The following is a 12428-nucleotide window of genomic DNA, read 5'->3' on the forward strand; positions in this document are numbered from 1 at the left end:
ATATGATTAATAAACTTTGAACTGGTGTCAGTTTAGAAAATTATAATAACTGATATCCATTAACTGGAACAATTACAGAAACACCACGACAATATATAAATACATGACCAAATGTTGATGATTGATTTAAAACATTTGCTATTCGTGCTCAAAATGATATTAATGCTTATCTTGATTTTATTTTATCTAAATTTCCTTTTGATAGTTTTAAAGATGAATTAATTAAAGAAACTTTAAGAGATATGGTTTATGTTATGGTTGAACATTGAGTATTTAATCGTACACCAATTGAATTTAATGTTGATGCTACTATTCAATTTAATAATGGTAATCAATTTAGTGCAAGTAGTACTCCTACGATTAATATTTGAGATTTAGCACCTAGTAGAATGAAAATATGAGCAAGATTAACAGAATTAAAACAAATATTTTCAAATTATAATAATGATGAAATAGATGTTGAAAAAATTGACTTAAAAGCATTTTATACTAGAAACCAAGTTAATGAATTAATTCAAGAACAAAAAGAATTTACATTATCAAAGCAAATAAAATTATATGATGATACCATTAATGGTAATAAAAATGAAACATATAGGGGACCAGTTACAAATTTAATAAATAAAGGTTATGTTGCAACAGAATATGACTCAAAAACTGAAACTATGATTTTAGATTGACCTAATGAAATTGGAACATTACCACCTGATGTTTTACAAAACAATCCACAAATTGGTGATTATACACATGCACCAACTTGTGATTTTTCTGCTAAACAACAAAAACGAATTACTACAAATGAAAATGAAATTACCAAATTAAATAGTGAATTAATTAAAACAAACGAAAATATTAATGATGTTAAAAATAATTGATTTAATATTGAAACTAGTCCCTTATGAAAAAAAGTTGAAAATAATAATATAGAAATATTTAAATGATATTTTATTAAAATCAGTTATCAATATTCAACAGAAAATAACTTTATGAAATTTTATAAAGTAATTAAAATTTATTTAAATAATGTTTTTAACGAATTTGAATTGTTAAATGTTGATTCCATGACTTATGGATAACAAATACAAAATAAAAATATTTTAAATATTGGAACTATTTACTATAACAATAAAAAGAAACAATTTAGTGGTGGTGGTAATTCTTATCCTGAACTTGGAAAAATTAATTTAATTGGTGATATAGAAGAAATATATCAATATCAAGGAATAGATACACCAACTGAATTTATAGCAGAAGAAAATACTGAACATGATTATTATACAAAACTAGAAACAAATCAATTATTAGATAAAAAACAAGATAAGTTAATTGCTGGTGAAAATATTAAAATTGATGAAAATAATAAAATTAGTGCTACTTGCGGGAAAACTGATTTAACTGATTATTATAAAAAAGAAGAAGTAGATCAAAAATTAGACAATAAAATGGATAAAGACCAATTCAAATATGCTTTTTCTATAAATACTATTGGTACTGAAATTCCTAATTTAGAAACTACTGATAAAACTGTTGCTGGTGCTATTAATGAAATTATCAAAAAACAACCACAACCAATTCCAATTCCTCCAAGTAGTTCAATTTGAAAAGAAGTAGGAATAAGAGAAAAAAATAAATGAGATAATTGACAAATTACTTATGATTTTATAGTTAATAAAAGATATAAAGTTTATTATTCTTGAAATATATATAATAATGTTTTTGCAATTAAAGAATTTATTATAACTAATACAAAAATAGCAGGTGTACCAATAGAAGTTTTTAACAATAATACTAATGTCTTAGTTTTATCAGTACAACACTCAAAATTTATTACTATTTATTCTTTAAAAGGTAGCGATAAAGGTAATACATGAAAAGTAGAAGAATTACAGGAATAAAATTATGATTTGAAAAATTATAAAAATTATTTTAAGTTTAATTGGAGTTTTATTATCTTCTGCTGTTGCTGGTTTAATTATATTTATTATAGTAAAAATTGTCTTAAAAATTAATCAAATATTTTAGAAAGGAGAAAAAAATGAAACCTTTTTGACCAAGAAAAGATAAAACAAATATTAATAATAATGAAGAAAAATCTAAATTAATTTTTTTAGAAAATAAAAGTACACACACTTCTATTTGAAGTTATTTTGGTTTTAATGATTTTAATCATGAGACTTATTTTACTGATTTTGTTGCTGAAAATAATGCTAATTTATATAATGCTCCATTGGATATTAATAATGAAACTATTAAACAATATTTAATTAAACAAGAATTTTATAGAAAGAATTGAAATTCTATTTTTAAATTAAGCAAATTAGGAATTAGTGGTTATTTAATTTATATTGCTAATGATGATTTATATTTTCAAGTAGTAGATATACAGCAAAGAATTTATGATATTACTGGTAAATTAATTCAATGTACTATTTTTTATGATAGTTATCAACAAAATGCACAAACAGTAAGATTATTTGAAGTTTATAAATTAAATAATGAACAAGTAACTATTAATCGTGCAATTTATAGTATTAGTGATAATAAAAAACAATTTCCTTTACCTTTTAAAGAATATAGTAATAATCCTAATTTAGAACAAGAACAAACATTAAATATTAATTATATTCCAATAGCAATTATGAGAAATAAAGCAAATGAGTTAGCAGATTGTAATAAAGTAATGGATAAAATTAAAGCATTAGATGTTATTTATGAACAAATTGTTTTAGATACTATTTTAAATTCACCAAAGTTTATTTTTGACCAAACTTATGGTAATGCTAAATCTACAATGGATGAAGCCGTAAGAACATTAGTTACTAACAACTATATTTGAAAAACTACTGGTGATAATAATGAAAAAAGTGAAAATATTAATATGACAAGTAGTAATTTTAAAGGTAAAAATTTAACTGATATATATGATTGAAATATTAATTAAATATTTAAACGTTGTGGTATTCATATACCAAGTCAAAAGAAATCAGCACAACAATCGGTTCCCGAAAGTACAGCGGTAAATATTTCAACTATTAATTATATTGAACAAAAATTATGACAATTTAATATTGATATTCTTAAATTTATTCAAATATTAGTACGTTTAGATAAAGATTTATTAAATATTAAAACATTTAATATTAATGATGAACAAGAAATTAATAACTTAACAGTTAAATTAAAATTATTGAATCCAGAAAATAACCAATTAATAGGAGAAAACAATGGAAAACAACAACAAACCACAAACGAAGTTTCCACAGAAACAAACTAAACTTAATCAAGCAGAAATAGAAAATGATTATTTAATTGATAATATTCCTTATGATTTTACTAATATGATGAGTGCTACTAGTGACCCTGATATTAATAGAGCATACGATGAATTTAAAAAAAGAAAAATTTATATTTATGAAATTGAACGTTTATTTAAAAATAATTAAAATAATAGTTTAAGATTTTCAGCAAATACTATTAAAATAGGTTTTATTGATATTGATAAAGTATTAAAAACTACTGCTGTTGAAACATCTGATTTTACTATGCAATTAAATCAAAGAGCAAGTACTAATATTAATGACAATACAATTGAATATAGTATGACTGATATTAAAAATTTAATATTTCAAGAAATAAATTTATTAAATCAATTTAAGTTATATGCAGTTAGTATAAATGAACCATTAACTGAAAATAATATTGATAATTTATATATTATTAATAATTATTCAGAACCTTATCAAAATCCAAAAACTAGAAGTACTAAAAGTATTACTATTATTAAAATTAAAGACTTTAAAACAAGAGATGGTTATCCAATTATTATTAAATTACAAAAACCACTAGATAAAGACACCAAAGTTATTGGTTTAAAAATTAAAGCACCTAGAAGCATGATTTTTGGCAATATAAAGGTACTTGGTGAAGTCGACAATATGGAGGTATACCCAAAGTTATTTGTCAAAGATAAGATAGCATTTCCGCTATTATCAATGCCTATTGAAACTCAACCAAAAGTTAGAATATTACAACAATGATTTAGTGAACAAATATTACCTTGAAATTTAGCAAAACAATTTATAGGACAAGAAAAATCAGTTTTAGATTTAATTGCTATTGGTGGTGGTAGAGAAACAAGAAAAGAAATTATTAATAATGCAAGAGTAACTAATGATAAAATTGGTTATGATGTTTCTAAAAATTCAAAAGTATGACCATTATCTGATGAACTAGAATTAAAAGATAAAAAATTAGAGTCATGATTTTTAGTAAGTGACTATAATTTATTTATTTCTACAACAAATAAATTTCATGATGTTGAACTAGAAATAAAAGATAGACCACCAATTGATAGTTTACAAAAAGTATTATTAGATATGTTAACTTATACATATACTTATAATAGAAACTTTGATGGTGCATCATTAAGTAATATTTTAAAAGAAATGAATGATTTAGATAAAATTCGTGCTAAGTTTGAAGGACAAAAACCAAATGAAGTTATTACTAATTTATTTAAACAATGAGAATTAGATTATCCTAACTATACAAATTTACCAAAAGTTAAAATATTAAAACAAATAGTTATAATGCTATCAAAAAATATTTATTCAACCATGTCTATTAATAACGGTTTAAATGATGACTATAAATTATTATTACCTTATTATTTTGAATTAAAATCAAATCCTATACATTCTACACCTGATAAGATTTGAGAATTTAAAGATATAAAAGTAGTATTAAAATCTGCATATTTTGATTTTACAGATATCAATAACATTAAACTAAAAAACAATGACATTAGTCAAAATGAATTATTGAAATTAGATGATAATCAATTTAACTGACTATCCATAACTAATGAATTAGAAAGCAATAATATACCATCATTAATTCCGGCAGATTGAACATTAGGTAATGGTGAATATGGAAAATATTTTACAAGATTAATTATTAATAAAAATAAAACCGAAAATGCTTTAAATTTATATGGTTCAAATAAATCACAATTATTTTCTAAATTAGAATTTTATAAAGAAGTTTTACAAATTGACAATAATAGTGAATTTGAATTACAAATTGAAAATCCAATTAATAACTGAAATCGAATTGAAGTTAGCGGACTATTTGGTGCTGGTAATTATGATTTAATTTTAGTAACAAATAAACAAGAAATAAATTTAAATAATATTAATTTATTTGATAAATATAATGAAAATATTTCTTATATAAATTTAGAAATTTAATTATCAAAATATCCATCTGGATAAATACCATCTCATTTTACTGCATCATCAGTTAATTTATTTGATGCTCAGTAAAGAGTAATTTTATGTTTATTACTTACTGGTCTTGCTCAAATAGTTGCCCCCCAGTGTGCTTCATGGTCGTAATCATAAAAATATGTTAATTGATTATTTTTATTATATGAAACTATTCCTAAGATTAAACCGGTAACACCAGTTATTACAGCAAATGATAATGATATTTTTTGAAAATTTGTTTTTATTCATGTTTTCATAATAAATATCTCCTTTTTTCCTTGATTTTACTTTTAAATTGTACTATTTTTGATTATTTTTACAAGTATGCTTTTAAAAGCAAAATAACGCCTAAATTAAAGGTGTTTATTTTTTAATACCTATACTATTAATTGTATTGCGCTTATTTATTATATTGCAAATGTGAAGATACTTTTTTTTACAGTAGCATTATTTTTACCCCTAATTACATTTTTATATGGATATAATGCATAAAATAATGCATCATAAGGGTCTTGATACATATTTTTGTCAGGAATGTTAGTTTTGGTTTGGTCATAACGTAATTCTTCTAAACATTGAGTTGTTTTTGGTAAATCATCTTTATTTGCATAAAAGTTTCCATAACTCATAATATTTCTCATTCAAACTACTCTATTAGTTAATCCGGCTTCTTGATTTAAATTTGAAGCATGTTTAATAGCGGTTTGTGTTATTAAAATAGTATTGTGTTCATCAATTAATTTTTGATTTAATCAATCCATTGCTGTTCTTGCTTTATCATCATAAAAATAAATTGCTTGTTCAAAATTTTCAAAATTATCCATTAATCCTAAAATTTCATTAACATAAGCATTAATTTTTTCATTTTCATTTATAAAATCATTTGGAGTAACTACTAATTCACAAATAATATAAGCATCATAATAACCAGTATTATTATATTCTTTAAAACCAACTACCATAAATACAGTATGGTCTTTTGGTCCCGTAGCTCAATCAATACCAACACTATAAAAATCAAATTTATACATTTCTTTTTCTTGATTATAAAATTGTTTTAAATCATATGATTGTCAATATTTTACTGTTTTTTGAAATGGGAAAATTGTTGCATCGCTATCTAAAAATTCAAAACCATAATAAACAGTATTATATTCATCTGGATTACTTTTTTCCATTTCTAATAATGTTCTTTGTTGAATGTCAGGTAATTTATTTCAAAATGGTTGAATAGTAAATCTTAAAACAAATAAACCTAAACCACTAAACATATCTTTATTTTCATAATAAACTTTACCAACTTTTTTAAGATTTTTCATGACTTCATCATTTAATGGTAAAAATGGTGTACAGTATTTTAAATAAAATGGATGATATTTATCATAAGGATTACATGTAAAAGTAATGAAAAAACTTTTATAAAAATAACGAGTAATCTTTTGTCCAAAGGTAGAACTATATATATTTTTATCAATAAATGTTCAACTTCACTCTTTAATAGGTTTATTTGATACTTTAATACGATTACTTCTAAACATAGAGTTTTGTAAACGTTCATATCGATATGTTAATTGTTTTTCAGTTAATGTTTCTTTTTCTTCTGCCATAATAATTTCATCTGTTCTTGAACCTAAAAAACTTGACCCACCTGCTTCTTTTCCAAAAATCTTATTACCATTAGCATAACCAATAAAGTCAATTTGTTGATTACTTGGAAAGATAATACATCCCATCCTTAGTAATTTTTCATTTAATGCCATGTGGATTATTAGGTAATAAATTAATATTATATGTATCTAATAAAACTTGACAAACATTCATTAAAGCACCAATTGTAGTTTCACTATGAGTATTTTCATATCTTCTTACTTCTTGAACACTACTATCTCTAAAATTACAACATATAAATAAATCAAATGCTAAACAGTTTCAAGTTTTTCTTGTTCCACGTGCTGTTGGAACAAAACGATAAAAACAATTAGTAGTAAAATATTCTGCTCATTCATCACCAACAAATTCTTTAAAAATATCTCAACTAAAACCATAATTATTATCACTAAAATTAAGATTATATTTTTATTTAATTGTCCATAACTACTAATAAAAGCCATATTTACTCCTTATTTTTTAAAAAAAATTAAACTTAAATTATTAACAAACAAAAATTAGAAAGGAACATTAAAAATGTTTATATTACCATTCGCAAATCATTTTGATTGAGACAAACATGATTTTAATCAAGATGAATTAAGTTTAAAACAAACAGAAGAATTATTTGCAAAAATAGATGATTATTTATGAAGTATATGTGATAAATCTGAATATAAATCATATAGATTTAGACAACGAAAATTAAAAGCAAAAAAAGGTTTATTAACTTATAAGCGACGTATTTGTACACATTATAACACAAAAACACAAAAAATGGAGTACGTATCATTATTAGATAATTATCTTGGTGTTAAAAAATATAGTAAACTTGCACCTAACGTTATTAAACAAATTTTAAAATATTTTGCTGATGGTAAAAAGTATCGTGATGTTTGTGATACTTTTATTGAAGATTTAATAAGTAATAGTACAGTTTGTAGAACATATCAAAAATTTGAATTACCAAAAGCAAATATTCCCAAAATACCATTACAACCAAATCAAAATTTATATGTAAATATTGATGATGGTCATCGAAAATTTAAGTTTAATGAAAAACACAATACTAAAAATTGTAAAAAATGTTCGATGAGATTAATAGTAATGTGTACTGGTAAAAAGAAAAATGGAAAATTAATTAATAAAAGAGCTGTATGTAAAATAAGAGTTTCAAAAACAGAAATTGGTGCTGAAAAAACCGCAAAATTAATATAAAAATATGGTAATTTATTTTTTGAAAACTTTGACCAAGCAAATTTAATAGTTTGTGGAGATAGTGCAAAATGAATTAGAAAAACTGCTACAATTTTAAATGCTAAATTTATTTTAGATAAATTTCAGGCTTTTCATGTTTTATTTCTTGGTATAATGGCAGGAAGAAGAAAAAATCAAATTGCTAAATTACACTATCAAAATGCAATAAATTTATTTGCCAAAGGTCAATATTATGAATTAATTGATTTTTTACAATCATTAACTTTACAATATAAAAAATTAAAAGTTGGTTATTTTATTAATGCAAAAGATGGTGTATTAAACCAAGCATTAGTTGAAAATATTGGTTGCTTTACTGAAACTAATATTAAACAAATTTTAAAGCATATGATTGGTGATAGAACTTATAACATTGATATGTATACAAAAATGGTTAATTTTAAATGTTATCAAATAAATACAATTATCCAGTTATTATAAATTAAAACTTAAATTTGCTGAATTATACTTGTAAGTGCAAGTAAATAAAATTGCAAAAAATTCTCATATAAAAATTTCATAATGCTAAATTTAGTTTAGAAAAAAGTAAGGAGTTTTTATATGAGTTATAAACATCTTGGCATAGATGAAAGGATTTATATTGAGAATCACTTGAAATTTAAAATTAGTGAAATAGCTAAAATCTTAATCGAAGTATTAGTACTATTATTCGAGAAATTAATAGAAATAAAGATAATAATCATTATTTTTCATTAATTGCACAAAATAAAGCTGAAAATCGAAAACAATCACATATTAGTTTTCATAAGTTTAAAAATAAGAATTTAGTAAAATATGTACAACAAAAATTACTATTAGGTTGATCACCTGAACAAATTTATGGCAGAATTAAAAATTTTCATAAAGAGTGAGTTATTAGTTTTAAAACAATTTATACTTGAATTTATTTTGGAATGCTTGATAAAGTTACTAGTAAAAATTTAAGAAGAAAAGGTAAAAAACGAAAATCTAAAGAAAATCGTGGCAAGTTTAATGGTAAATCAATTAAAGAACGAGATATAAATGTTAATGATCGTATAACACTTGGTCATTGAGAAGGAGATACTATAGTATCATCACGAGGTAAAAGCAAATCATGTTTAATAACTTTAGTTGAAAGAGTATCACGATTTACTTTAGCAATATTAGTTAAAAACAGAACTACTAAAGTTATTAATAAAAATGTCAGTTATTATTTATCAATTCTTCCTAAAAACATTGTTAAAACTATTACTTTTGATCGTGGCAAAGAATTTTCAAATTGACAACAACTTGAAAAAAATTTAGATGTAAAAATTTATTTTGCCAATCCATATTCACCTTGACAAAGAGGTACTAATGAAAATACTAATGGTTTAATTAGAGAAAAATTTCCTAAAAAATTTATTTTTTCAAAAACTAATAAAAATGAAGTTCATAAATTTATATTGTCTTTAAATCAAAGACCGAGAAAAATACTAAATTATCTTTCACCAATCGAATATTTGGATAGAAAAATAATTTAGTTGCACTTACCTTTACAATTTAGCAAATAAATAAAAATAAAATAAAACTTATTAAAGAAAACTTTAATAAGAATTTTTGAGTTATAAAAGTAAGTATTATTGTTGACTAATATTTTTGAAGTGTTAAGATTAACTTACAATTGCATATTGAAGTCTAAATTATTCTCGTCTAAACTTATAATTTAAAGACAAATTTGAATATTATTGACAACATCGGTATGCTCCCAATAACTTTAGTAGTTCTGTTTTTAACTAATATTGCTAAAGTAAATCGTGATACTCTTTCAACTAAAGTTATTAAACATGATTTGCTTTTACCTCGTGATGATACTATAGTATCTCCTTCTCAATGACCAAGTGTTATACGATCATTAACATTTATATCTCATTCTTTAATTGATTTACCATTAAACTTGCCACGATTTTCTTTAGATTTTCGTTTTTTACCTTTTCTTCTTAAATTTTTACTAGTAACTTTATCAAGCATTCCAAAATAAATTCAAGTATAAATTGTTTTAAAACTAATAACTCACTCTTTATGAAAATTTTTAATTCTGCCATAAATTTGTTCAGGTGATCAACCTAATAGTAATTTTTGTTGTACATATTTTACTAAATTCTTATTTTTAAACTTATGAACACTAATATGTGATTGTTTTCGATTTTCAGCTTTATTTTGTGCAATTAATGAAAAATCATGATTATTATCTTTATTTCTATTAATTTCTCGAATAATAGTACTAATACTTCGATTAAGATTTTTAGCTATTTCACTAATTTTAAATTTAAATTTAAATTGATTCTCAATATAAATCCTTTCATCTATGCCAAGATGTTTATAACTCATATAAAAACTCCTTACTTTTTTCTAAACTAAATTTAGCATTATGAAATTTTTATATGAGAATTTTTTGCAATTTTATTTACTTGCACTTACAAGTATAATTCAGCAATAAAGGTGTTTGTTCTGAATTCTTTTTTGTTTTCATTTTTCCCCCTTTTAATTATAAAAGTCCTGCTTTACTTTTAATAAGTAAAATAGGACTACTTAAACATACATTTCAATTGAATGACATTCTCTTTTAATACTTATAAATAAAAATTATAATTAATAAACTAGATTGTTACTAAATTATTTTTATTTTTTTACAATAAAAGAGTGTAAATAAAAATTAGAAATTTTAAAAAATTTTAATAGTAACTAATACTAACTATGATATATAATTTTTATGATTTAACTTTACCATATTTAATTAAAAAAAATAGAAAAATAATAATATCAGTATGGTTATTAAAATGGTTCAATATATATTTTATTAAAGAAGATTTTGTTGTGAATTTGAACAACTGTTTAAAAAGGGATTATTTAATTCTTCATCATTTGCTGATTGTTTATCAAATTTTTTTTCATCAGTTACTTTTTGATCTTGTAATAATGGCATAGTTTCCGTTGAAATTAATGGTGAATGTGGTGTTTCATTATTTTTTATCTCTAACAACAAATTTTTAATTTCAATATTTTTAGCATTTATTATTTCTTTAATTTCTTTATTTTTATTAATACATCCAAAACTAAAAACTTTAATAACAAAATTTAAAATTGGATTTATCTTTTTTTTCTCTAACTTGACAATATCACTTTTTAATTTTGTTATTTTTTCTTGTTTTAATGATAATTTATCTTCTAAATGTCTTTCTTCTTGTTTTATTTTATATTCTTCTTCAGTTATGAATATAATAAATGAAGATCCTAAACATGAGTTTATTTCATTTATTTTTTCTAATATTTGTTTTTGTTTATTAGGTGGATGAGTATCAAATTCCGCTTTTGATAAGCAAATTTGTTTTATATCACGTGCAAATAAGATTCTAGAATAAACATGAGCCTCTATATAATTTCCTTCACTTTTACCATAATTACGATGAGGAACAAAATTTTTTCCATTAGCTTTATTAATTAAACTTTCTAAACAATTATATCCAAATAAATCATTTTGACAATATCTTATCAATCTTGGGAAGTGTAAAAAAGTAGATATTTTATCTTTTAATTTCCCACCACTGAACGTAGGTGGTGAATACGTATCATAAGGACTATATGTACAATTATGTTTTACATAATCTTTTAGTATAATAAAAGATTTTCCATACATAGGACCTCCACCCATAGGATTTTCCAAAAAATCTAATGCTGCATAGCAAGGTCTACTTGTTCACTGAAAATTAGCACTTCTTTTTGTTTGATCGCCAGTAGGGGTTGAAAAACGTCCAAATTTTTCATACTTACTATTATCAAATAATTGATTTAGATAAAATGCAACTTCCTCTATACTTGCTCGACCTACATTATAGTTAGAAATTTCATTTGGTTTTTCCTTATAAGCAAAACAGTTTAAAACCTCTGGTCATTTATTATTAATATCGTATATTTTTGAAAAATCAAAATTAATTGTTAACCTTGATGATTGTAATATTTTAGTAATCTTTTCTAATAAATCTTTTGCATTTTCTTGACTCATCTTGCATTTTTTAGATAATATTTTTAAAGCAGATTCATAATCTTCTTGTTGAGAGGATTCGCATAGTTCATAAATTTGATGTAAAATTTCACTTCTAAACAATTGACCATAAATCTCTTTTTTTAATCTTTCTTCATCTTTTGAATTATTTGATGAAGTTGAAGGCAAACCACCATTAATATGTGATAAATCAGATTGTTGGTTATATGCCATAATATTTATCTCCTCTATAC

15 protein-coding genes are annotated in these 12428 nt (G+C 22.7%); 10 read left to right on the top strand and 5 right to left on the bottom strand.

Annotation, left to right across the window (positions count from 1 at the left end; translation table 4 throughout):
* Positions 1 to 2: 2 nt before the first annotated feature.
* The 6 genes from AAHM79_RS04495 to AAHM79_RS04520 all read left to right on the top strand — a co-directional run bounded on the left by AAHM79_RS04495 (position 3) and on the right by AAHM79_RS04520 (position 5249).
* Positions 3 to 1076 (top strand): hypothetical protein, encoded by a 1074-nt coding sequence (locus AAHM79_RS04495; RefSeq protein ID WP_342258209.1) that lies wholly within the window; start codon positions 3 to 5, stop codon positions 1074 to 1076.
* 366 nt (positions 1077 to 1442) lie between these two features.
* On the top strand, positions 1443 to 1895 hold the full coding sequence (locus AAHM79_RS04500; protein ID WP_342257905.1) for a hypothetical protein: 453 nt from the start codon (positions 1443 to 1445) through the stop codon (positions 1893 to 1895).
* Between the two features lie 4 nt (positions 1896 to 1899).
* Positions 1900 to 2022 (top strand): hypothetical protein, encoded by a 123-nt coding sequence (locus tag AAHM79_RS04505; protein WP_338957828.1) that lies wholly within the window; start codon positions 1900 to 1902, stop codon positions 2020 to 2022.
* 13 nt (positions 2023 to 2035) lie between these two features.
* Entirely contained in the window at positions 2036 to 2941 is a 906-nt protein-coding gene (locus AAHM79_RS04510) for a hypothetical protein (protein WP_342258210.1), read from the top strand.
* A gap of 283 nt (positions 2942 to 3224) precedes the next feature.
* The gene (locus AAHM79_RS04515; protein WP_342258211.1) at positions 3225 to 3443 is read left to right on the top strand and encodes a hypothetical protein; all 219 of its coding nucleotides are present in this window, start codon (positions 3225 to 3227) and stop codon (positions 3441 to 3443) included.
* A gap of 99 nt (positions 3444 to 3542) precedes the next feature.
* Positions 3543 to 5249 (top strand): hypothetical protein, encoded by a 1707-nt coding sequence (locus AAHM79_RS04520; RefSeq protein ID WP_342258212.1) that lies wholly within the window; start codon positions 3543 to 3545, stop codon positions 5247 to 5249.
* On the opposite strand, the gene AAHM79_RS04525 is transcribed toward AAHM79_RS04520, so the two are convergent.
* The 3 genes from AAHM79_RS04525 to AAHM79_RS04535 form a co-directional block, all read right to left on the bottom strand.
* Positions 5246 to 5524: a hypothetical protein gene (locus tag AAHM79_RS04525; RefSeq protein ID WP_338959597.1), complete on the bottom strand. Its 279-nt coding sequence runs from the start codon at positions 5522 to 5524 to the stop codon at positions 5246 to 5248. The two genes, AAHM79_RS04520 and AAHM79_RS04525, sit on opposite strands and share 4 nt — an antisense overlap.
* A 150-nt stretch (positions 5525 to 5674) precedes the next feature.
* The gene (locus AAHM79_RS04530; RefSeq protein ID WP_342258213.1) at positions 5675 to 7027 is read right to left on the bottom strand and encodes a hypothetical protein; all 1353 of its coding nucleotides are present in this window, start codon (positions 7025 to 7027) and stop codon (positions 5675 to 5677) included.
* Positions 7028 to 7186: 159 nt separating this feature from the next.
* Positions 7187 to 7378 (bottom strand): hypothetical protein, encoded by a 192-nt coding sequence (locus tag AAHM79_RS04535; RefSeq protein ID WP_342258214.1) that lies wholly within the window; start codon positions 7376 to 7378, stop codon positions 7187 to 7189.
* 73 nt (positions 7379 to 7451) lie between these two features.
* On the opposite strand from AAHM79_RS04535, the gene AAHM79_RS04540 reads away from it, so the two are divergent.
* From AAHM79_RS04540 to AAHM79_RS04555, 4 genes are all read left to right on the top strand, one after another.
* A complete protein-coding gene (locus AAHM79_RS04540; RefSeq protein WP_342258215.1) occupies positions 7452 to 8132 on the top strand; it encodes a UPF0236 family transposase-like protein in 681 nt (226 codons plus the stop codon).
* A 153-nt stretch (positions 8133 to 8285) separates the two neighbouring features.
* Positions 8286 to 8612, top strand: coding sequence for a hypothetical protein (locus tag AAHM79_RS04545; RefSeq protein ID WP_342258216.1), 327 nt, complete (start codon positions 8286 to 8288; stop codon positions 8610 to 8612).
* Positions 8613 to 8732: 120 nt separating this feature from the next.
* Entirely contained in the window at positions 8733 to 8888 is a 156-nt protein-coding gene (locus AAHM79_RS04550) for a hypothetical protein (RefSeq protein ID WP_342258217.1), read from the top strand.
* A complete protein-coding gene (locus AAHM79_RS04555; RefSeq protein WP_342258230.1) occupies positions 8888 to 9676 on the top strand; it encodes an IS30 family transposase in 789 nt (262 codons plus the stop codon). The genes AAHM79_RS04550 and AAHM79_RS04555 overlap by 1 nt, the downstream gene beginning before the upstream one ends.
* A gap of 175 nt (positions 9677 to 9851) precedes the next feature.
* Here AAHM79_RS04555 and AAHM79_RS04560 read toward each other — a convergent pair whose 3' ends face one another.
* Together AAHM79_RS04560 and AAHM79_RS04565 are read right to left on the bottom strand one after the other, a co-directional pair.
* Positions 9852 to 10523 carry an IS30 family transposase gene (locus tag AAHM79_RS04560; RefSeq protein ID WP_342258218.1) on the bottom strand — a complete coding sequence of 224 codons (672 nt, stop codon included), beginning with the start codon at positions 10521 to 10523 and terminating at the stop codon, positions 9852 to 9854.
* 469 nt (positions 10524 to 10992) lie between these two features.
* Positions 10993 to 12408 carry a DUF3626 domain-containing protein gene (locus AAHM79_RS04565; protein WP_342258219.1) on the bottom strand — a complete coding sequence of 472 codons (1416 nt, stop codon included), beginning with the start codon at positions 12406 to 12408 and terminating at the stop codon, positions 10993 to 10995.
* Between the last annotated feature and the right edge of the window lie 20 nt (positions 12409 to 12428).

Origin of the sequence: Spiroplasma endosymbiont of Nomada ruficornis (assembly GCF_964030795.1) — a bacterium.
GTDB classification, from domain to species: domain Bacteria; phylum Bacillota_I; class Bacilli_A; order Mycoplasmatales; family VBWQ01; genus Spiroplasma_E; species Spiroplasma_E ixodetis_A.